Annotated in this window: 26 protein-coding genes and 2 pseudogenes; 9 read left to right on the top strand and 19 right to left on the bottom strand. The window is 59.8% G+C overall.

The annotated features are described in order from the left end of the window. Positions 1–383 precede the first annotated feature (383 nt). The 4 genes from P0D96_RS38930 to P0D96_RS38915 form a co-directional block, all read right to left on the bottom strand. A complete protein-coding gene (locus P0D96_RS38930; RefSeq protein ID WP_408294498.1) occupies positions 384–638 on the bottom strand; it encodes a UDP-glucose 4-epimerase in 255 nt (84 codons plus the stop codon). 57 nt (positions 639–695) lie between these two features. After that, positions 696–1,346: a BON domain-containing protein gene (locus tag P0D96_RS38925; RefSeq protein WP_408294495.1), complete on the bottom strand. Its 651-nt coding sequence runs from the start codon at positions 1,344–1,346 to the stop codon at positions 696–698. A gap of 34 nt (positions 1,347–1,380) precedes the next feature. Further along, the gene (locus P0D96_RS38920; RefSeq protein ID WP_408319173.1) at positions 1,381–1,737 is read right to left on the bottom strand and encodes an Hsp20/alpha crystallin family protein; all 357 of its coding nucleotides are present in this window, start codon (positions 1,735–1,737) and stop codon (positions 1,381–1,383) included. A gap of 176 nt (positions 1,738–1,913) precedes the next feature. After that, positions 1,914–2,066, bottom strand: coding sequence for a hypothetical protein (locus P0D96_RS38915; protein ID WP_408319125.1), 153 nt, complete (start codon positions 2,064–2,066; stop codon positions 1,914–1,916). Between the two features lie 295 nt (positions 2,067–2,361). Here P0D96_RS38915 and P0D96_RS38910 point away from each other — a divergent pair, with 295 nt between their 5' ends. Continuing rightward, positions 2,362–3,483, top strand: coding sequence for a PAS domain-containing sensor histidine kinase (locus P0D96_RS38910; protein ID WP_408319123.1), 1,122 nt, complete (start codon positions 2,362–2,364; stop codon positions 3,481–3,483). On the opposite strand, the gene P0D96_RS38905 is transcribed toward P0D96_RS38910, so the two are convergent. The 3 genes and pseudogenes from P0D96_RS38905 to P0D96_RS38895 all read right to left on the bottom strand — a co-directional run bounded on the left by P0D96_RS38905 (position 3,446) and on the right by P0D96_RS38895 (position 6,110). Then, complete coding sequence (locus P0D96_RS38905; RefSeq protein WP_408319121.1) at positions 3,446–4,288, bottom strand: potassium channel family protein; 843 nt, start codon at positions 4,286–4,288, stop codon at positions 3,446–3,448. The genes P0D96_RS38910 and P0D96_RS38905 overlap by 38 nt on opposite strands. A gap of 430 nt (positions 4,289–4,718) precedes the next feature. Then, positions 4,719–5,739: pseudogene (locus P0D96_RS38900) on the bottom strand (alcohol dehydrogenase catalytic domain-containing protein). A gap of 95 nt (positions 5,740–5,834) precedes the next feature. After that, the gene (locus tag P0D96_RS38895; RefSeq protein WP_408294477.1) at positions 5,835–6,110 is read right to left on the bottom strand and encodes a DUF1488 family protein; all 276 of its coding nucleotides are present in this window, start codon (positions 6,108–6,110) and stop codon (positions 5,835–5,837) included. 234 nt (positions 6,111–6,344) lie between these two features. Here P0D96_RS38895 and P0D96_RS38890 point away from each other — a divergent pair, with 234 nt between their 5' ends. The 5 genes and pseudogenes from P0D96_RS38890 (at position 6,345) to P0D96_RS38870 (ending at position 9,854) form a co-directional block, all read left to right on the top strand. Next, a complete protein-coding gene (locus P0D96_RS38890) occupies positions 6,345–6,680 on the top strand; it encodes a c-type cytochrome (RefSeq protein WP_408294475.1) in 336 nt (111 codons plus the stop codon). Between the two features lie 68 nt (positions 6,681–6,748). Next, positions 6,749–7,123, top strand: a complete 375-nt coding sequence (locus P0D96_RS38885) for a DUF3564 domain-containing protein (protein WP_408319119.1) — start codon at positions 6,749–6,751, stop codon at positions 7,121–7,123. 37 nt (positions 7,124–7,160) lie between these two features. Then, positions 7,161–7,637 carry a hypothetical protein gene (locus P0D96_RS38880; RefSeq protein WP_408294469.1) on the top strand — a complete coding sequence of 159 codons (477 nt, stop codon included), beginning with the start codon at positions 7,161–7,163 and terminating at the stop codon, positions 7,635–7,637. Between the two features lie 554 nt (positions 7,638–8,191). Continuing rightward, positions 8,192–8,439: pseudogene (locus tag P0D96_RS38875) on the top strand (transposase); the annotation flags it as partial. 692 nt (positions 8,440–9,131) lie between these two features. After that, positions 9,132–9,854: an IS6 family transposase gene (locus tag P0D96_RS38870; RefSeq protein ID WP_408319117.1), complete on the top strand. Its 723-nt coding sequence runs from the start codon at positions 9,132–9,134 to the stop codon at positions 9,852–9,854. Between the two features lie 225 nt (positions 9,855–10,079). On the opposite strand, the gene P0D96_RS48775 is transcribed toward P0D96_RS38870, so the two are convergent. Then, entirely contained in the window at positions 10,080–10,265 is a 186-nt protein-coding gene (locus P0D96_RS48775; protein ID WP_459252578.1) for a hypothetical protein, read from the bottom strand. Positions 10,266–10,525: 260 nt separating this feature from the next. On the opposite strand from P0D96_RS48775, the gene P0D96_RS38860 reads away from it, so the two are divergent. Continuing rightward, a complete protein-coding gene (locus tag P0D96_RS38860; protein ID WP_408182695.1) occupies positions 10,526–10,711 on the top strand; it encodes a hypothetical protein in 186 nt (61 codons plus the stop codon). A 113-nt stretch (positions 10,712–10,824) separates the two neighbouring features. Here P0D96_RS38860 and P0D96_RS38855 read toward each other — a convergent pair whose 3' ends face one another. Both P0D96_RS38855 and P0D96_RS38850 read right to left on the bottom strand, forming a co-directional pair. Beyond that, a complete protein-coding gene (locus P0D96_RS38855) occupies positions 10,825–11,208 on the bottom strand; it encodes a response regulator (protein ID WP_408182697.1) in 384 nt (127 codons plus the stop codon). 106 nt (positions 11,209–11,314) lie between these two features. Continuing rightward, positions 11,315–11,977, bottom strand: coding sequence for a sensor histidine kinase (locus P0D96_RS38850; protein WP_408319114.1), 663 nt, complete (start codon positions 11,975–11,977; stop codon positions 11,315–11,317). Between P0D96_RS38850 and P0D96_RS38845 the strand changes: the two genes are divergently transcribed. Next, positions 11,972–12,217: a hypothetical protein gene (locus tag P0D96_RS38845; RefSeq protein WP_408319112.1), complete on the top strand. Its 246-nt coding sequence runs from the start codon at positions 11,972–11,974 to the stop codon at positions 12,215–12,217. The two genes, P0D96_RS38850 and P0D96_RS38845, sit on opposite strands and share 6 nt — an antisense overlap. Before the next feature lie 244 nt (positions 12,218–12,461). Continuing rightward, entirely contained in the window at positions 12,462–12,680 is a 219-nt protein-coding gene (locus P0D96_RS38840) for a hypothetical protein (protein ID WP_408319110.1), read from the top strand. Positions 12,681–13,336: 656 nt separating this feature from the next. Here P0D96_RS38840 and P0D96_RS38835 read toward each other — a convergent pair. The 9 genes from P0D96_RS38835 to P0D96_RS38795 form a co-directional block, all read right to left on the bottom strand. Further along, positions 13,337–13,657 carry a Rieske (2Fe-2S) protein gene (locus P0D96_RS38835; protein WP_408182701.1) on the bottom strand — a complete coding sequence of 107 codons (321 nt, stop codon included), beginning with the start codon at positions 13,655–13,657 and terminating at the stop codon, positions 13,337–13,339. A gap of 1 nt (position 13,658) precedes the next feature. Next, positions 13,659–14,027: an SUF system Fe-S cluster assembly protein gene (locus P0D96_RS38830; RefSeq protein WP_408294196.1), complete on the bottom strand. Its 369-nt coding sequence runs from the start codon at positions 14,025–14,027 to the stop codon at positions 13,659–13,661. A gap of 8 nt (positions 14,028–14,035) precedes the next feature. Continuing rightward, the gene (gene sufU / locus P0D96_RS38825; protein ID WP_408294193.1) at positions 14,036–14,491 is read right to left on the bottom strand and encodes a Fe-S cluster assembly sulfur transfer protein SufU; all 456 of its coding nucleotides are present in this window, start codon (positions 14,489–14,491) and stop codon (positions 14,036–14,038) included. Continuing rightward, the gene (locus tag P0D96_RS38820; protein WP_408319108.1) at positions 14,488–15,741 is read right to left on the bottom strand and encodes a SufS family cysteine desulfurase; all 1,254 of its coding nucleotides are present in this window, start codon (positions 15,739–15,741) and stop codon (positions 14,488–14,490) included. Before P0D96_RS38820 ends, sufU begins: the two co-directional genes overlap by 4 nt. Further along, on the bottom strand, positions 15,738–17,072 hold the full coding sequence (sufD, locus tag P0D96_RS38815) for a Fe-S cluster assembly protein SufD (RefSeq protein WP_408319106.1): 1,335 nt from the start codon (positions 17,070–17,072) through the stop codon (positions 15,738–15,740). The genes P0D96_RS38820 and sufD overlap by 4 nt, the downstream gene beginning before the upstream one ends. Beyond that, entirely contained in the window at positions 17,069–17,860 is a 792-nt protein-coding gene (gene sufC, locus P0D96_RS38810; protein WP_408294184.1) for a Fe-S cluster assembly ATPase SufC, read from the bottom strand. Before sufC ends, sufD begins: the two co-directional genes overlap by 4 nt. A gap of 43 nt (positions 17,861–17,903) precedes the next feature. After that, positions 17,904–19,352 (bottom strand): Fe-S cluster assembly protein SufB, encoded by a 1,449-nt coding sequence (sufB, locus tag P0D96_RS38805; RefSeq protein WP_408319105.1) that lies wholly within the window; start codon positions 19,350–19,352, stop codon positions 17,904–17,906. Further along, the gene (locus P0D96_RS38800; RefSeq protein WP_408319171.1) at positions 19,349–19,855 is read right to left on the bottom strand and encodes an SUF system Fe-S cluster assembly regulator; all 507 of its coding nucleotides are present in this window, start codon (positions 19,853–19,855) and stop codon (positions 19,349–19,351) included. Before P0D96_RS38800 ends, sufB begins: the two co-directional genes overlap by 4 nt. Positions 19,856–20,049: 194 nt before the next feature. Further along, positions 20,050–20,508, bottom strand: a complete 459-nt coding sequence (locus tag P0D96_RS38795) for a helix-turn-helix domain-containing protein (RefSeq protein WP_408319169.1) — start codon at positions 20,506–20,508, stop codon at positions 20,050–20,052. Positions 20,509–20,654 lie beyond the last annotated feature (146 nt).

The following is a 20,654-nucleotide window of genomic DNA, read 5'->3' as shown; positions in this document are numbered from 1 at the left end:
CCGCCTGACATACCATCATTTGACATGGATCATATCGAAGGCCGTTGTGTGCGCCTGTCGATCCGCCCGCTGTAACAATGCCTCGCCGCCTGATTCAGTTCAGATCACCCGGCACCAGCCTTCTTGTCGAACAGGCGGCATACAGTTTGGTTTGTCCATGGAGCAAAACGATCAAGCTTTCAACGATGCGCAACTAGCCGCAACGGTTCCGAGCGCAGTTGCAGCGGTCCACGCCGAAATTCACTCGGACGAAAGCCATTCCAACGCCGTGAATTTCGACTCGGAGTTCGAGCGGGATGTGGGATTCGACAGTCTTGCTCGCGCAGACCTCTCTTTGCCCGGATCGAGCAAGCACTGCATGTGCGCGTGCCGCTCAAAGCGGTTCAACGGTTCTGACACCCGCTGATCGACAAAGTGTTGGACATCTTGAGCCGAAGCCACTCCATACCTTCGCGCAAGCCCGCCAGAACGGCTTCGCGCTCGGTCGGAAAAATACCGCTGTGCTTGAACTCGTGTTTGAAGATTCCATCTGATGTGTGATGGCTGAGTTGGATAGAGCAATCAAAGCCGCCCGCTGCGGGATGTGTGGTTGCGGCGACTGACCAGTCGCCGTCGCCCACGTTAGCTGAAAGCGTCATCAGTTGCTCCCTGTTGATGCGTCGTCGAAGTGAAGCACGCGGGGCAGGCAAGCATCTCTACACCACCGTCAGATTGTCGACGACCGCGCGCACGCCCGGTGCCGACCACGCCGCCCCGCGCGCGGCCGAGCGCTCAGCCATCGAGTCAACCATGCCGGTGAGCGTGACCTTTCCCTCGTGCACCTTCACGCCGATGTGTTTCGCCTCGCGTTCGGCGTGGCGTTGCAGCGCCTTGCCGATCTGTTCGCCGATATCCTGCGCGGCCGCGTCGCCGCCTATCTGAATGAGGTTCGAGACACCTGTCACGCCACGCATCTGTGAAATCGTGCGCGTGGCGACGTGACTCTGGTAGGCCCAATCGACTTCGCCGCTCAATGTCACCCAGCCCTTTTCGACCTGCACCTTGACCGCTTCCTCGCTCAACCCCACAGTCCAGTGCATGATCGCGCGAACGGCGTTGGCAACTTCCTCGTCAGTCCTCACGTCCGAATGCAACAGACGAACGTCCAATTCCACAACGACGGCCTTCACCCCGGCCACACGCTGTGCGGCTTTTTCCGCCGCGAGCTTCTCGGCATAGCTTGTCAGATGGCCCGATAGCGTCACGACGCGATCACGCACTTCGACGCCGATGTCCGTGGCGTTGACCGCCGGATCCCAGGTCAGTTCGTCTTCGACCTGCCGTTTCAATTCCATGTCCGACTTCATTGCGTGCTCCTCAGTTGCAAATAGCTATTCGGCGTCAGTTGATCTGCAAGCGCTTGCGTTCGGATGGCGCTCTCTTCGGCAGCGTCAGAGAAAGCACGCCGTCCCTGTACTCGTCCGCGACCGCCCTCTCATCGATTTCGCTTGCTAATGAAAACGCACGGCTGACGCTGCCCGTATCACGGCCCCGGCGAATCACATGCTCGCCGTCTTTCATTTCCTGATTCTGTTCGACTTTCATGCTGCTGATCGAAACTAGGTTGCCCTCGAACTTCACGTCGATGTCTTTGCTTTCAGCGCCCGGCATTCCCGCCTTCACGGTGTATGCGCTACCGCTTTCAGTTAGTCGGCCTCCGGCCCTGCTCCACACGGAACCGGGTCGAGGCCGGTGCATTCCGGCGGCGCTTCGTTGGCGGGCAATCACTGGTCTCCGCACTCGCATCGAGCATCCCATATGACTGACTTTAGGCTCGTCTGAGCGACACCGATTGACATGCATCAAGCGACACGCACCGCAGGCCAACGCACCTGAAAGCATGATTTCGGTCAAGCCGGAACAGGGGGCCGCGTCTATTCTGAAGCCAGGCTCGCACGTCGGATGCGCTGCATCTCGAACTCGTAGGCCTGCCGGCGCGCTTCCTGGCTGAAACTGGGCATTTGCAGCGCGAAGGCTAGATTCGCGCGGTACAGATCGAACCGTGTAACGGAATTGCCAGCCATCATGGATCTCCCGAGGTGGTGAAGCGGTCCGTGCGTGCAAAACGCGGGCGCGGCAGCGGTGCGTCCAATGTAGGCGCGGCTGTCAGAAGTCGGTTGACCTGAATCAATCGCAAGGCGGCTTGCCGCGACAGCGAGTGCAGTGTGCTCCGCCGGGCCGTTTTCGCGGTGCGCTTACAGCGGCGAAAACGCCCTGACGATAGGCGGCAGCAGCGGCATTATTCGGCGTAGACTTAGTTTGTTCCTGCTTTATCTGAATTGAACCGATCGATCGCATCTCACACCTTTGTCGGAGATACCGGTGGTTTTCAACTGGAACGATCCAAAGCGCAGTGCCGGATCGGCGAACGATTCCGACGTGCCGCTGGAGGACCGCTATCCGTTGCTGATAGACGCGGTGCAGGATTATGCAATCTTCATGCTCGATCCTACGGGACGCGTGGCAAGCTGGAACAGCGGCGCGCGCAAAATCAAAGGCTATGTGGCCGACGAAATCATCGGCCGACATTTCTCGATCTTCTATATGCCTGAAGACGTCGCCGCCGACAAGCCGGGCCGCGAACTGGTTCTCGCGACCGCGCAAGGCCGCGCGGAGGACCAGGGGTGGCGCGTGCGGCGCGACGGCTCACGATTCTGGGCAGACGTCACGATCACGGCCGTCCACGATACGTCCGGCGCCCTGCTGGGCTTTGCCAAGGTCACCCGGGATATGACGGAGCGCATGCGGCTCGCCGAACTCGAGCACGCCAGCGAATTGTCTGCACATATGCAGGTCGCCCGCGAAGATGAGCAAAGACGCATTGCACGTGAGTTGCACGACGATCTCGGCCAGCAACTCATTGCGCTCAAGATGGGCATCATTGCGCTCAGTCAGCGCCTCGCCGCAAATGGGACCGATCCATCCGGATCCGCCGCCGCGATCGCCTTGCAAGGTCAGATCGACAGCATGATCGCATCGCTTCGCCGCATTGCCGCGAATTTGCGGCCGCCCATGCTGGACGATCTCGGTCTCGCGGCGGCACTCGAATGGCTGGTGGACGATTTCACGCAGCGGTTTCACATGTCCGTCAAGTTCCATACCGATATCGACGACGCGACCGTCGCGCCGTTTGCGGCCAGCGCGCTATACCGCATCGTGCAGGAAGCGCTGACGAATGTGGCCCGGCATGCGCAGGCAAGCGAGGTGCTAATCGAGGCATCGAGCGATGCTGACACCTGCACGATTCATATCGAAGACAATGGCCGCGGTACGGTCGTGGCTGACGCTGGCAAGCGCGGTTCATTTGGACTGCTCGGCATGCGGGAGCGGGTGCGCCAACTGCACGGCACCCTGAAGATCGATAGCGCGCCCGACAAGGGATTCAGGATCGCCGTGCAGATACCGATCAATGCGATTCGTCCGGATGAGAGCCCGCCAGTTTGACCATCTCGAGCGGAACGCTGGCAGTACGCGCTTCGCCGCCCAGCGTCTGCACGTCTTTTCGCAGCGCGGCGATCTCACCGCGTAGCGCCTTGATGTCACGATGCATCTCGCGCCTCAAGATCCGCTCTTCCTGTTCGACGAACACCGCGGCGATGCTGGCGAAAACCAGCGACAGGAGTCCGTAGCCGAGCAACACGACGAAGGCGGCGAAAACGCGCGATGCAGGCGTGGTCGGCGCCAGGTCGCCAAAGCCGACTGTCGCGCTGCTTTCGAAAGCGAGCCAGATGCCTTCGGCGTATGTATGTACGCTCGGTTCGAGCCAGTAAAATCCGGCGCCTGCGAACACGAGCAGCAATGCGGCCGTTAGCAGCAGCAGCCACAGGCGGCCAGGCGAGAAATAACTTCTCAACGACACCACGATGCGCACCGCCACGAGCCCCACGAACAAGATGCGCAACACCCATTCGACCGACGACCACGGCGCGATTCCTCCCACCACACTCGCCGCTGCCGCCACAGCAATCAGAACGTCGTAACCATTGCGTCTGAGGAACCGCTGCGGTTTGTGGCTCAGACAGGCCATACGGGTCAGGACCGCCGCGAATCCAGCAGACATGCAGGCGTAGAGCGCGCGCCCGCCCAGCTGAAACCCGGATGCAGTCGCCAGTTCGAAATAGAACGCGGGAATGGCGAGCACGGTGAAAGCGAATAGAACCCACTGCATCCACCGCCATGCCCGCACGGCGCGCGCATTGTCGTGCGGGTCGACGCCGGCAAGACCCGCAACACGCAAACTCTCCTTCATGTCGACACCGCCCTCAGCAGCGCAAAAGCTGTCGCCCGCCCGCTTTCCATTTCCGCTTGGTCATTTTTCATTCAACGGCATGACGTACCGTTGCCCTCAAACTCGCCTGTTCTTAAAAGTACGGGTATGACGAAGTAGATGATTTGACCTGGATCATCGACCGTCATGCGAGCAGCATTCTGCTCGCCGTGGTGACAGTTGACCGATGAAAGAAGAATTCATCATCGTCCCCGCGGTGCTGTTGCGATTGATTTCCATCAAGGCTGCCGCGCTTCGTCTCGCTCGCGAGACTCCTGCCATGAACGCGTGCGGCGCTCCGCTCCCCCCTTGATATGCATCAAGAGGCGCCGCCCGCCACTCGGTCATAGTCGCCCTGCACCCACGCTGATTCGCCGCGAACCGCAAACGACGGAGCGCAGGCGCCGGCGCCTCATGGCCAACAAGAGCCCGCCCTCATCGGTAAAGCGTTTCGCGCTTCACCGTCTTCATGACTCATGTGAGGAGTATGTCTACCATCGATACCGCTCCACCCAACGCCGCCGCATTGCAGATTCCGCTCGCACGGCATGCCAGCATCGACGGCATGGAGGCTGATCGCGCCCTCGTTGCCGAGGCTGGCCAGGATCACGAAGCGTTCTGGGCGTCGCTCGCCCCACAGAAACGCATACGGGAACGACGGAATGTCGCTCATGTGAATCCCGCCGCAGACCACCACGCCCTCCTTCGCGACCGCTTGCAATGCTTGCGGAATGAGCGCACCGACCGGTGCGAAAAGCAACGCCGCATCGAGCTTGTCGGGCGGCGCCTCGTCACTGCTGCCCGTCTAAGCCGCGCCGAGACGCAGTGCGAGTTGCTGGGCTGCGTGATCGCCGGAGCGCGTGAACGCATACGTGCGTTGCTGATGACGCGCAACCTGCGCGACGATATTGCGCCGCGGCGCCAAAACCGTAGATGCCGATCCGCTGCGCGCTGCCCGCCATGCTCAGGGTGCGATAGCCGATGAGACCGGCGCATAGCAGCGGCGCCGCCTCGATGTCCGTGTACTGCCCCGGCAGATGAAAGCAGTAGCGGCTGTCGGCGATGGTGCGCTCAGCGTAACCGCCGTCGATCGTATAGCCTGTGAAGCCGGATTCGTCGCACAGATTTTCCCGCGCCGACAGGCAGTAGCGGCAATGCCCGCAGGTGTGGCCGACCCACGGCACCCCCATCCAATCGCCAACGGCGAACCCTGTCACGCCCGCGCCGAGCCTGGCTACCGTGCCGACGATTTCGTGGCCTGGAATGACCGGCTGTTTGGGATGCTCGAGTTCGTGGTCCACCAGATGAAGATCGGTGCGACACACGCCGCACGCGTGAATATCGATCAGGATCTGGCCGGGACCGGCGGCGGGATCGGGCACCTCCTGCTCCCGCAGCGATGCTGCGCTACCGTCGAATACCATCGCACGCATAAGATGCTCCTCGAACTTGCTCCAGCGGCCCACTACAGGGCTTTTGCTGGCGTGGAGCATTTAAAGAAGCGTTGCGCTCCGCCGCCCCGCCGAATTCACCCGCAAAAGCGGAAGTAGCCGCTGTGCATCAGAACCGGTTTGGCGCCGATCTCGTTAAGCAGTCGCCTGGCTGCGTGTTCGATCGGATGCCGGTTCGAGTTAAATGCGGCGATCAGATCGTCTTCGCGCAGCGACGCGGCGCCGAAATGATCTTCGAGGGCTTCGGCGGTGATCGCGCACTGGACGCGAGCACCGTCCACTTCGGCCGGGAACGCGACGACGAGGTCGCGCGCGCAATACTCCGGATGTTCCTCGGGAAAATGAATCTTCATGACCATCACCAGGTTCGTTGCGCAGGATCTGACGCTGGAACGGCGTGTCTGCACGCCCACGCACGTGCAACACTTTCTTGGCCGCCCATTCTGTGCGACACCCGTCTGTCGCCAGCATAGGAGTTAAGCGCGATACATCAAATTCACGGCTTGCGTCCTGGTTGACCGAGGTCAACGGCACGCAAGTCACCGCCTCTACACTGACCTCATTCCCCTTGCAAAGGAGCGCGTGCCATGAACGCCCTATCCCGAAGTTGTCTGGTGACATGTGCAGTATTCGTGCTGACTGGCTCTGCTGCGCACGCCGAAACGGAGCCGACCGCGCTTGTCGATCAGCAACACTGCATGTTCTGCCACACGCGCGATGCACCATTCCTCGCGCCGTCGTTCCAGCAGATCGCCGAGCACTATCGCAACGTGCCGAATGCGCAGTTCATGCTCGAGCACAAGCTGCGGCTCGGCGGCAAGGCGCATTGGGGCGATATGGCAATGCCGCTGCCAGCCGATCGCGGCGGCCCGTTGTCGGCGGAGGATGCGCATACGCTGGTGCAATGGGTATTGAGTCAATGAGATTGCCTTCGCGGGGACGACCCGCAATCCGGCTTCATTCAAAGTAAGCGTTCGTTTCGGAGATTCACATGCGCCTCACTATTCATCTCGACACGTTCGATCGTGTCCATCCGATGGCATTTGCAATCCTGTGGCTGGACAAGGACACGCGGCGATGGTCGCGCGAAGGACACCTCGGTCTCGATCTGCCCGAATGGGGCGTACTGCATGTGGATTGCGGCAACACGCTTGTGTGCGGGTCGGAAGGTTCGGCGCCCGTTTGCGTGCTCGAAGGGCTCGATCTGAACGACTCCGACGGGCCGTTCGAGGGCGAAACCGGACGTGCACAATGGTGCGCGGAAAGCGGCCGCGACCTAATGTCCGGCCACTGGCACGTCCAATGTATCGACACCGATCAGATAGAACCGGAGCACGGTCTCTTTGCCGCCGGCAACGACGTGTGAAGTGCAGACGTCACCGGCACCTGGAGGAGCCAACGCCATGGGACTCACAACCGATCTGCACGGCGTCCGTCACGCGTACGGGCTCTGTTTCGTGCGTGCGCCGTGGGCTTATTTCACGCGTTTGCCCCTTGACCAGCAATGGGGCGACGGGTGGGAGCGTGCACCCTTCGAGAGGCATGCGGGCCTGCCCTACGAAGACACCGCGCAACAGATTCTGACCGTCGCTTTCGACGGGCCGTTGCTGCCGCCCGACGCCGGATACGACGGCCGCGCACGCAGCGTGAACGAGATCAATCGAGGCGACGCACCATGGCTGCGCACGCAGAATTTCATCAGCAACGCGCCGATCAGGATCGCCGCGGGCGTGTCGCTCGAGAAATTCGTGGAACTGGTCGAACTGGCGGGCGGACATGTATTTGCCCCGCTTGGCTGGGGGGCACTGCGTCTGGAGCCGATCGTACCAACCGAGTCTTCAAGCGCTGTAACGTGCCAGCGCCTGATCGATGCTCCATGACCGGCATCACACAAAGTTGCGCGCTTACATATCGCCGCCGTTCGCCGTAGTAAGCAACTGTACAAAACATGCGGTGTTGCCAGCCAGGGCAGCGATGCGGTAGCAAAGCAACTGTCGCATTCTGGAACTGCGCCTGAAGCATTCTCTGCGGACCGCTCCTGATGACGTTGCAACCTTCGATTCGCGAAAATCTCATGCGAAGAACCTCGACCTGCTGCTTGTAGTTCAGTTCAATAGGCAACGATCATGGCAGGAATAGATTCAGGTCCGCCGGGCAGCCGCTCTCAGGAGAAAATATCCCGGATCTCTGAGATTGAGCCACCTACACCCCGAAGTCGGCATCTCAAACGCTACGAGCTGATACTCCAAGAGTGCATCCAGATCGACGGGGTTAGGTCGTCCCGATCCGGCGTCTCCCTGCAGAAGTATTAAGGACACGAACTCATGCGGACTGAGCATTTTCGTATCCTCAGCGATGCCCTGCGGCGAATAGTCACCAACCCGATAATCGCGTTTTTGAACAAGTGCGCGGCAATCCTCCCCCTTCAGGGGGCCGCATCCAGCGCATCCACGCGAGCGTCGCGAACGCGCGTCACGATTTCCTGCACAAAACATCGAACACGATCAGCAGGAATCACGCGACGATCGCCGTCGTAGACTTACAAGTGCGCAACATGAGCAAGTCGGCGAGCCATACGGCCAACGCGCCGGGTCGCTATGTCCGGGCAAAGTCGGGACTTAAAAAGGCCATCCTCGATGAGGGTGGTTCGAGTTTTGCCGCCAGTTGAAGTACAAAACCGCGCACCTTGTGACGGCGATCACTAAATCGTGTTCCGCTTGCGTCACTCATGTGGACACGATAAGTGATTACGATACGCCGTCGACGCGCATTTTGTCGCAGGTGCTGGATTCCACGTGGATATCAATGGGCAGGTGGCGAGCGAGGCGCTCGTCACGAAGGAAGACAGTGTTGTATTGTGCAGGTGGGAGACAAGCTTCGCGAGCTCGCACTGATCAAGTCTTACAGCGATAAGTTTTGCTGCCAGGGCGACTTTGCTTTCCGCTGCGACTGGGTTTGGGAAAGTCCCCTCAAGTCAGCATGTGTCGACCGATCGTGAAGTTCATTAACTCCGCTGGCTGCTCGGCGGCGCCATCGTAACGGGAACGGATATCTGGACAACGCATCTTAACGGCAGAATCAGTTTACAAAGATAAGCACTCGACCAATCTGCGTTACTCGCGCTGGCATCGAGATGCGTAGGCGCGAGCCATTTTTCAACAAGAGATCGCAAGGTAATGCGGCTGGTGTTCATGGCATGCTCCCGAAATCGGTTCGAACTGCGACGGAAGACTGTTTTACAGGTCCGTGAAACTATTATTGGATGGGCGCAGGTGAAGTTAAATCAGAGCCGCCTGAGAGTAACGTAGCCAAAAGGCTGTGTCGCAACAAGGCTCTGCGGTAAAATTCGCCGTTCGATACTGACGGCGAATCCGATGGCCAGGAAGAAGAAAACGGCGCGCAAGACACTTCCCGCAGACATTGGTAAGGTGCTCAAACGCGTGCACTATCCGCTGGATGTGATCATGCTGTGTGTGCGGTGGTACGTGGCGTATTCGCTGAGCCTGCGCAAGCTCGAGGAAATGATGACCGAGCGGGGTATCGCGGTTGACCATTCCACGGTGCATCGCTGGGTGATCAAGCTCGTGCCGCTGTTTGAAAAGGCATTTCGCCGTCGCAAGCGCCCGGTGGGCAGGAGCTGGCGCGTAGATGAGACCTACGTCAAGGTCAAGGGACAATGGAAATTTCTATACCGCGCCGTCGACAAGGCGGGCAACGCAGTCGATTTCCTGCTGCGCGCCCATCGCGACAAAGCCGCAGCGCATCGCTACTTAAAGAAAGCGATTGATCAGAACGGCGAGCCCGAAACGATCACGGTGGACAAGAGCGGCGCCAATCTGGCCGCCCTCGAAGCGCTCAACGCCGGGCGACCAACACCGATCAAAATCCGGCAAAACAAATACCTGAACAACATCGTCGAGCAGGACCACCGCGCTATCAAACGGATCATCAGACCGATGATGGGCTTCAAGGATTTTCGCTGCGCGCGCATCATCCTGTCCGGCATCGAGATTGCGCACATGATTCGTAAAGGGCAGATGCATGATGATGGCGTCGCTGCGACTGATGCCGATCAATTCTATTCTCTTGCGATGTAGGCAGTCCTCTTCATTGCGGTCATTTGCTCAGCTTACCTTCCTTTAACGCGACACTACCGGGCCGGGACCGGGAGATTTGGGGACGGGCTGCCGGCGAGATTGACCGCGAGGATCAGCATCAGGAATGAGGCGTCGCAAGCCAAAGCTGTTCGGATTGTGCCGGTGACTCACACTTCAGAGGAGCGACTGATTCTGTGGGCGTCGGAAGGCGCATTCGGAACGCGCTTAGCGAGTGACGAAAGACTTCGGCATCAACTCGCCGGGCATTGCGCTCGCCCTCGATTTGCTCGACCAGATCGACACATCGCAGGCGAGAATCGCGCGCTCGTAGCGCGACAACGTCATCAACGAGAAAACGCATTCGATTCCCCCCGGCGAGGTGACGCCCATCGCGACGACAGTCGTCGCCATTGTTGATGTTCATCAATTCTGGGAGGGGATGAAAGTTGGGTGGGCGCGAGTGTCAGGACGGGACGAGTTCTGGTGATCTGAAGTGCGAAAACCGGTTGACAAAACATCGTTCCAATTGACCATTGAACGGGGGGACGTCGGTCATTCGCGCGGTACAGTGGCCAGCAAGTCATCAGGAAACTTGAGCATCCCCAAAGCACAGTGCACTTCACAACAAAAAATCGGCCAGAATAAGCTCGCTACATCTGCGAGGGAAGGCGATGAAGTCGATCAAATTGCGTGTGCCGCGAGAAGAGGCAGCCGATCTTCCCGACGACCTGGCGGCCTGGGCGAGATTCACCGGCGTTGATCCCGGGATAGCTGTAATCAGCGAACCGGTTACTACGACAGATGCAAGTTCGCCCATCCTGTACGCGGTCTACATCAGCGAGAGCTTCTTCGAGTAGTTCCCTGAATGGCGAATGTACGTAGACCAATAAGCCCGGGGAAACCCGGCAAAGTGACTTTGAACGGCTCAGTTTGTTAAGGCTTGTTCGACGAATTACACAGGATTCGCTGCTCAGCATGGAGCAAGCCCATGGTTGATGGCAGCCAGGATGATCGGCAGCAGAACCGGCTTCACGAAATAGTGATCAAATCCGGCGCGCATCGACTCAGCCCGCTCAAATGGCAACGATAGGCCACTTACCGCGACAAGCAGCGGCGCAGGTATCGCCTGAACACGTCGGATCGCTATCGCCACCGCGCGGCCGTCGAGATGCGGCATTTCGATGTCGAGCAACACTGCGGCCGGATACCATATGCAGTATTCGGCGAGCGCGTCAGCACCGTTCCTGGCGGTCCGGATTTCAAAACCCCGATCACAAAAAAACAGTGCATACCCCGCCAACATATCTGCATCGTCGTCAGCGATAAGCAGGCGTGCGCCCACAGCGATGGACATTGGCTTCCCCTGGTTGCTTTCTTATGAGCAATTTAAGGTCCCGGATACGGGTCAGTTCGCCGGTTTGTCGCGATTCACATAGGGCGAACCGTCAGAACCATACTCATCATGCCGTTAACGCATATCGCGGCAGAGTAATGGTGAAGACGCAGCCGGTGCCCGGCATATCGCGGACGCTAAGAATTCCGTTGTTGGCCTCAACATTACGCCTCGCGATTGAAAGACCTAGCCCCAGTCCGGTTCTATCCTCGCCGTTCTGGGTGAACGACAGAAACATCCTTTCCGCATCACCGGGTGGGAGACCACCGCAATGATCCTTCACATCGATCAGGATGCGATCCGACAGCGCGTAGGCGTCCAACGTTACTTCGGTGTGGTGGTGAGTGAACTTAAGGGCATTTTGCAGCAGGTTTCCGACCGCCGAATAAAGCTGGTCACGATCCCCGCTGAAGGCAAGCCGCGAATCCACAGCAGAAACCGTCAGTGCGCATCCACGAGTCTGGGCCACAAGGTCAGCGGCATATTTCACCTCAGCGATGAAGTCCGCAACGGAAAACATCCTTGATTGCAAGGAAATTCCAGCTTCCGTACGAACCTCGTCCAGCGAGTGATCGATAAGATCGCGCAAGCCGTTCAGGCTCCGCTCCAAAACCGACCCCGTAGCCCCGGACAGGTTTAAATTTCCGGTCTTGGCTGCGGTAAACGCAAGCGTCGCGGTTTGAAGAAAATTACGCAGTTCATGTGCGAAAAAACCCAGTCGCTCATGCATCTGGACGGCTTGCCTGTCCGCGACGGCGAAATCGCGCTGATAGCTGAATTCCGTGACCGCGTCGGCGACGGCATTGTCCAGGCAGCGCTTCAGGCGGCGGGAAACGAAGCGATTTTCGCTTTCTGGTCGAAGGGATTTGGGGCAATGTGGGACGCAGGTAGCGCATTGCACGAGCAGACCAAGGCTGCGGTGAAGGAGACTGTGGACGTCATCGACAAAGCCCGCAAGCCGGTAGCCTAGGCTTAAAACGCCAGGCGCCTCTCATGTGCGGAGAGGACCGCAGTCATTGTCCTGTCCGCAGATGGTCCACTCGACAGGAAATCCGGGAAATTGCAACCCGAGCGGGAATAGCTGACCTGCGTATCAAGCGAAGAAACTGGAATGCAGGCACACATACCAGATGCGTCTGCCGCAGAAAGCCGGCACAGACATGTCGGTGCCACAGATTTTTGACGGGACACCCCACTATTGATCTAAGGCGCGCATGGAAGCTGAAGTCTACAAAGGGTACGCCATCTGGGGGCACGCCATCCGCGAGCATGGAAATATCTTGCGGCCGGCGCGATATGCCGGCAACGGGACAATCACAAAAGGCTCAAAATTCGTCGAAGCCTCAGGTGTTCTTGGAAGCTTTAAGACCGACGAGGATGCCCAGGTCGCTGGACTTGCGTGGGCGCACGCGTGGATAGAACGCCACGGGTAGTCAGAACCAAGTCGGCGAAAGCCCCGATGCTTCGCAAGTTTCCGTATACGGGTCTCCGTGGCGCATGGTGCTTCATTCCCCTGTGACGTATCCGTACGAAGACCTGCACTCTTGCGGGCGTCTCGCGCAAAAAGAGTCTCATCCAACTGATGGCTTTATTTGTTGATGTCTCATGCCGCTATTCGCAGGGAAACTCTAGACTGCGGTGAACACATTGACCAGTTCCACGTTGGGTTGCGTGCAGTGCGATAACGGTATAGCGGGCATCCGCTCAAGAACTGCGGAAGCCCGCCAAGTACTCACAAAAGTGCCCTCCAGTACGACGTTTTTCATCCGTGCACCGAGACGGGTCGTCGTCCGATGATCGCGACAATGGCTTTCGGTATCTACGCATACTGGTGTTTTAGCCTAACGCATGCTGCGTCGCCCGGCAGCCGCATTAGCCGAATTAATGCACAACTTGAACGCGCTAGCAAAATTGATGGACATCCAGCTGTTCGCCCGTTGATGAAACACATCGTTTGGCAGTGACGGCACTCTGGCCTGCCAGCCTTACTGGGCGCGGGCCGCAGCGCTTCCTTCGCTAGCAAATGCTGTGAACATGGCTAGCAGAATTAGCGAACATCAACAGGAGTCGTCCATCACATCAGAGCCCCTCAATCCCACCGCACGTCACGCACCTGAACGATGCCCGCCTCGATCCGCACCGGAAACACAACCACATCCTCATAAGCCGGCGGCGCCAACACCTTCCCCGTCCTGATGCAAAACCGCGCACCGTGGCGCGGACAGATAACCACGTCGCCTTCCACCAGACCGCCTGTCAGGATGCCGCCGTCGTGCGGGCAGATATCCTCGATTGCATAGCAAGTGCCGTCGACATTGAACACGGCAACCTGCGCGCCATCGACCTCGACGCTGCGAACACCGCCGACCGGGAAATCCTCAATCGCGGCGACATCGACCCAGTCAGACATATCAAAGCATCCCCAATTGCAGGCGTGCCGCGTCCGACATTCGCTCTCTCGACCACGGCGGATCCCACACCAGCTCGACGTGCACGTCGTTCACACCGCTCACCGAGAACACCGCATCCTCCACCGTCGCCGGAAAGGTCTGTGCGACCGGGCAGCCGGGTGCGGTCAAAGTCATGCGGACCTCGACACGGCCTTCGGCTTCGTCCACGTCGAGACCGTAGACAAGCCCCAGGTCGTAGATGTTGACCGGAATCTCCGGGTCGAACACGGTGCGCAGCGCGTCGATCACGCGTTCTTCAAGACGTTCTGTTGTTGCCCCACTGCCAGGTTGTGCGGCCTCGGCGCGCTTCAGCCAGTCGAATGTACTCATCGTCTGCCTCACTCTGTCGAAACGGGGCGGTCCTCGTCGTGCAGCGCCGCATGCAGCGTGTGCCATGCAAGCGTCGCACACTTTACGCGCTCGGGAAATTCGCGTACACCGGACAGCACCGTCAGCTTGCCCAACTCCGGCGCGACTGCCGCCTGCCCCGCAGCCGGCGTTGTCACCATGTCGTGAAAGCGTCCAAACAGCGCTTCGGCCTCTGCTTCCGTTTTGCCCTTCAGCGCCTCGGTCATCAGCGACGCGGACGCCGTCGCAATCGCACAGCCCGCGCCTTCGAAACTCGCCTCCTTGACGAGGCCATCCTCGATTCGCAGATACAGCGTGATGCGGTCGCCGCACAACGGGTTATAACCCTCGGCCTTGTGATTGGCGTCGGCCAGCCCATGACAGTTACGCGGCCGCCGGTAGTGGTCGAAGATGACTTCCTGATACAGATCGCGCAGATCGCTCATGAACCGAATATCTCCTTGACCCTGCCAAGCCCTTCGATCAGGGCGTCGATATCTTCGCGCGTGCTGTAGAGGGCAAGCGACGCGCGCACTGTCGCCGGTACGCCGAACCGCTGCATCACCGGCATCGCGCAGTGGTGACCCGCACGCACCGCGACGCCGTGATGATCGAGAATTGTGCCGACATCATGCGCATGCACGTCGTCGAGCACGAATGACAGGATGCTCGCCTTGTCGCGTGCGGTACCGATGAGACGCAAGGCCGGTATCGCCTGCAATGCGTCCGTTGCATAAGCGAGCAGGCCGGCCTCGTGCGCGGCGATCACTTCCATGCCGATGCTGTCAACATAGTCAAGCGCCGCGCCCAGCGCAATCGCGCCGGCAATGTTCGGCGTGCCTGCCTCGAACTTCCACGGAATCGCGTTGTATTCCGTTTTCTCGAACGTCACCGAACGGATCATGTCGCCGCCGCCCTGCCACGGCGGCATCGCTTCAAGCAGTGCGGCCTTGGCATACAGCACGCCGATGCCTGTCGGCCCGTACACCTTATGCCCCGAAAACGCGTAGAAATCACAATCGAGCGCGCGGACGTCGACCGGCAGATGCGAGATCGCCTGTGCGCCATCCAGCAGCACCGGCGCGCCCTTCGCGTGCGCCGCTGCAACGATCAGCTCTACCGGATTGATGCTGCCGAGCGCGTTAGCCAGATGCGTAATCGCGACCAGCCGCGTATGGTCGTTCAACAAGCGCTCGTACGCGCCGGCATCAAGTGCGCCCGTATCGTCAATCGGCACGACTTTCAGCACCGCCCCAGTTTGCTCGCAGACCATCTGCCACGGCACGATATTCGAATGGTGCTCCATCGCACTGATCAGGATTTCGTCGCCAGGCTTGAGCTGCGGGCGCGCAAAGCTCTGGGCGACGAGATTGATCGCTTCGGTCGTGCCACGTACGAACACGATCTCGTCCGGACGCTGCGCGTTGATGAAGCGTGCGATCTTCGCGCGTGCTGCTTCGAACGCTTCGGTCGCGCGCTGCGACAGCAGATGCACGCCGCGGTGCACGTTGGCGTTGCTATGCCGGTAGTAAGCGTTTTCCGCGTAGATGACCGAGGCCGGCTTTTGCGTAGTCGCGCCATTGTCGAGATAGACCAATGGCCGGCCATGTACACGCTCGCCCAGAATCGGAAAATCGGCCCGCCAGTGCTCGACATTGCGCGGATCTGGCGCCTGCATCTGTCCAATCGGCTTCATAGCAACTCCCTGATGCGCTCGCCTTCCGGAGTGCGCGCGAGCAGCAGATTTTCAAGCCGACCGCGGAGCGATTCGATGCGCACACGTTCGACAATGTCGCGTGCAAATGCGTAGGTCAGGAGCGCTCGCGCCATGCGTTCCTCGACGCCGCGCGCACGCAGATAGAACAACTGGTTCTCGTCCAGTTGACCGACCGTCGCGCCGTGTGTGCATTTCACATCGTCGGCGTAGATCTCGAGTTGTGGCTTCGTGTCGATTTCCGCGTCGCGCGACAGCAGCAGGTTGTAATTCGCCTGATGCGTGTCCGTTTGCTGCGCATCGCGATGCACGATGACGCGCCCGTTGAACACGCCGCGCGCGGCGCCGTCGAGCACGCCACGGTAGTATTCGCGACTCGAGCCATGTGGCCCTCCGTGATCGATGCGCGTGTGGTGATCGACGTGCTGCCGGCCACCAACGAAATAGAGACCGTTCAATGTGGCTTGCGCGTTCGCGGCGTTCAGGCCCGTGTCAATGCCCGTGCGCGACAACGCGCCGCCGAACGCGAACGCATGCGAGGTAAAACAGCTGGCGCGTTGCTGCGCAGCAGCGACCGACGCGATATGAAACGCCTTCGTGCCTTCCTGCTGCAACCGGTAGTGCTGCACATCTGCCTGTTCGCCTGCGACGATGCGGGTAACCGCATTGGTCCAGTACTCGTCATCGCCAAACCCTACAAAGTGCTCGACGATCACGCAGCCTGAGCGTGCTCCCGCAAGCACGACATTGAACGGCTGCACCGCAAGTCCCTCTTCGTCGGTCAGGAACAGCATGTGCAGCGGTTGATCGATGACCTCGCCAGGCGGTAGCACGACGGCAAATCCATCCCTCATAAACGCCGTGTTGAGCGCGGTAAAGCCGTCGGCATACGTCTGCGAAGCGATCGCAGCCTGCAGTCGTTGCGGTATTTCTCTCAACGCCCGCGTGAGCGAGCCGACAAACACATCATGCGGCAAACCAATCAGTTTCGACAGCCGCGGCACATGGTGACCGTTAACGAATACCAGTCGATGGCCAGCCGGGTCCAGCACGAGTCCATCGACGATGCGTCGCACGTCGCTATCATCGGTGCGGCCGGTGCGTTGCGGCGCGAAATGCCAAGGACGCTTGCCAATCGCCGACACGTTCGTGTACTTCCAGTCCTCGTGCCGCGTGGTCGGAAGGCCCAGCGTGTCGAACTGTTCGAAGGCGCTTCGGCGCGCGGCACGCAGCCACGGCAACTCGGCGCCGGGCAACGTCTTCGCGAGTCGTTCAAAAGCCTGATGGAAATGGTCGAGAGATTCGTTTTTCATGGATGTCCCGCACTCACTGCACTGGCTGCACCGGCTGATTGCACGGCCTCATCCTCGATCCAGCCATAGCCCTTGCGTTCCAGCTCCAGGGCCAGTTCACGCGGCCCTGACTTTACGATCCGGCCGTTCGCCAGCACATGTACGCGATCCGGCACGACGTAATCCAGCAAGCGCTGATAGTGCGTGACCAGCACAATCGCCCGTTCGGGGCTGCGCATGCTGTTGACGCCCTGCGCGACGATCTGCAGCGCATCGATATCGAGTCCGGAATCCGTTTCGTCGAGAATGGCGAGCCGGGGCTCCAGCACCGCCATCTGCAGGATCTCGTTGCGCTTCTTTTCTCCGCCGGAAAAACCTTCGTTGACTGCTCGGTACAGCAGGGTCTCGTCCATCTGCATCAACGTCATTTTTTCCTTGACCAGTTGCAGAAATTCCATCGCGTCGAGTTCCGGCTCGCCACGATGCCGGCGCTGCGCGTTCAACGCCGCCTTCAGCAGATAAACGTTGCTCACACCGGGTATCTCAACGGGATACTGAAACGCGAGAAACAGGCCTGCGTGCGCGCGCTCTTCGGGCGCGAGCACCAGCAGATCGCGGCCGAGATACGAGACCGTGCCGCCGGTGACGACAACGTCCTCACGCCCAGCCAGTACGTGGGCAAGCGTGCTCTTGCCCGAACCATTCGGGCCCATGATCGCGTGCACCTCGCCGGCCTTCACGCTCAGATCGATGCCGCGCAGAATTTTCTTGCCGTCGACTTCGACTTGCAGATTGCTGATTTCAAGCATGGTTCGAATCCCTCGCGAATCGCCGTGGGCCAGGTGCTAACGGTTAGCCCACACTGCCTTCCAGGCTGACGCCGAGCAGCTTCTGCGCCTCGACGGCGAACTCCATCGGCAGCTCCTTGAAGACTTCCTTGCAGAAACCGTTCACAATCATCGACACCGCATCCTCCGCAGACAGCCCGCGCTGCCGGCAATAGAACAACTGGTCTTCGCCGATGCGTGATGTCGACGCTTCGTGCTCGACCTTCGCGGTCGGGTTCTTGACCTCGATATAGGGGAACGTGTGTGCGCTGCAACGGTCGCCGAGCAACAGCGAATCGCACTGTGTGTAATTGCGCGCACCCTCGGCCGCACGGCCGACCTTCACGAGGCCGCGATACGCATTCTTTCCGCAACCCGCTGAAATGCCTTTCGACAGAATCGTGCTACGCGTATTGCGGCCGAGGTGAACCATCTTCGTCCCGGTATCGGCCTGTTGATAGTGGTTGGTCAGCGCCACCGAATAGAATTCACCGACCGAGTTATCGCCCTGCAGGATCACGCTCGGGTACTTCCACGTGATCGCCGAACCGGTTTCCACCTGAGTCCACGAAATCTTCGAATTCGCCTCGCGGCAATCGCCACGCTTGGTCACGAAGTTGTAGATGCCGCCCTTGCCTGACGCATCGCCCGGATACCAGTTCTGCACCGTCGAATAGCGGATCTGGGCCCCTTCCAGTGCAATCAGCTCGACCACCGCGGCATGCAGTTGATTTTCGTCGCGCATCGGTGCGGTGCAGCCTTCCAGATAGCTCACATACGCGCCTCTGTCCGCGACGATCAGCGTACGCTCGAACTGCCCGGTGTTCTGCGCGTTGATGCGGAAGTACGTCGATAGCTCCATCGGGCATCGCACGCCCGGCGGGATATAGCAGAACGAGCCGTCGCTGAACACGGCGGAATTCAGCGCGGCGAAGAAATTGTCGGTGTGCGGCACCACGGAGCCCAGATACTTCTGCACCAGTTCGGCATGATGCTGCACGGCGTCCGAGAACGAACAGAACACAATGCCGAGTTCCGCGAGCTTTTCGCGGAACGTCGTGGCTACCGAGACGCTGTCGAACACCGCATCCACCGCGACGCCTGCCAGGAGTTCGCGTTCTTCCAGCGGTACACCCAGCTTTTCATAAGTACGCAACAGTTCCGGATCGACTTCATCGAGACTCTTCGGACGATTTTTCTGTGCCGTCGGCGCGGAATAATAGACGATGCCCTGGTAGTCGATCGGCGGATGCCGGATTGTCGCCCAACGTGGCTCGGTCATCGTGAGCCAGTGCCGATAGGCCACGAGACGCCATTCGAGCATGAATGCCGGCTCGTCTTTCTTTGCGGAAATGAGCCGGATCACGTCCTCGCTTAACCCGCTCGGCAACGCGTCGGCCGCCAGGTCGGTCACGAAACCATGCGGGTACTCGCGACTGATCAGTTCGTCGAAACCGGTTGTAGATGCGCTCATGCATGGCCTCCGTCGGTCGTTTTGCGCGACAGTTGCGTCGCACCCGCGCGGCGGCTGGGAATGCTGCGCGCCCGGATCGCGCTGATATCAACCGCGCGCAAGGTCGGACCTGCCATGTCCGCCAGCGTGACCTGCTGTAACGCCTCGCAGATCACGCGATTGACCTTCTGCCAGTTGGCCCGCACCGCGCACGCCGCCTCCTGGACGCACAAGCCAGGCAACGTGCTGCATTCGGTCACCCCGATCGGCCCGTCGACCGCGGCGATCACCTCCGCCAGCGTGATCCGCTCGGGCGGCCGCGGCAGCAGGTAACCACCTTTCGTGCCGCGCAGCGACTCCACCATATCGCCCCGCGTCAGGATTTTCAGCACCTTTGACACCGTAGGTATCGCGACTCCGGTCGCCGCCGCAATGCTGCTTGCGCTGTGGACTGCATCCGGATCGCGCGCCATCGCGGTCATGATCACTGTGCCGTAGTCGGCAAGTTTGCTCATGCGCAACATCCGAATATCTCCCGTTTTAATCAGGACCTGTTTAGTACTGATTAGACCGAAATGGAATCGGCTCGGTTGCAGTGAAACCATCCTGCGTGGGGCCTGGCCGCGTCGCCAACCGCTTCCCGTGTCCCGGGAAACATTTCGATACACGACACGTACCTTGATTTCATTCTAGACCTGTCTGCAACACATTGTCAGGGCTATAAAAATATCAAAAGCCCAAACGAGCCTGGCAAACCGGGGGCGTCCATGGCAGAGCCCTCATACAGACATCCGACAAGCTCACCCGCAACGCTCACACGATCAGACTCCGCAACCTGCGGGAGCGGCTTGCGCAGCCGAAAACCCATCTGTCTGAACGGTCTCTGGCACTGCCGAACGCCCAGCTTGATCCCGTAGCGCTTGCGCAAATGTTCGGACAGGACTGGTCCATCCCACAGGCCCGCTTCAAATTCGAAGTCGCGCGGTGTCCTGCGCAGATCCGCCTCAATGCGATGCCATTGCGATTCGTCCAACGCACGCGGACGTCCGGGCCGTTCGCCTTCTGGCAATCCGTCGAAACCGCCCTGCTCGAAGCGTCGGACCCATCGCTGAACTCTCGTGGCGGCCTGACCCAACAAGTGGCCCACTTCGGTGCACGTGTACCCGTTGCTGACCAGCGGCGTGTTTAGAAGGTAGCCAGATCAATGGTGACGATCCCGTGGTTTTAGTGGACGACAGAGCGCCGCGCGGAGGTCGTGGTGGCGGTGCCCGAACCTGTCTTGTCAGGTTGCTACTAAAGGTATTGGCCTATTGGGCGCCGCAA

The sequence above is a fragment of the Paraburkholderia sp. RL17-347-BIC-D genome, from assembly GCF_046027915.1.
Taxonomy (GTDB): Bacteria; Pseudomonadota; Gammaproteobacteria; order Burkholderiales; family Burkholderiaceae; genus Paraburkholderia.
Note: the sequence above shows the minus strand (reverse complement) of the source record. Positions and strands in the feature narration are given on the sequence as shown.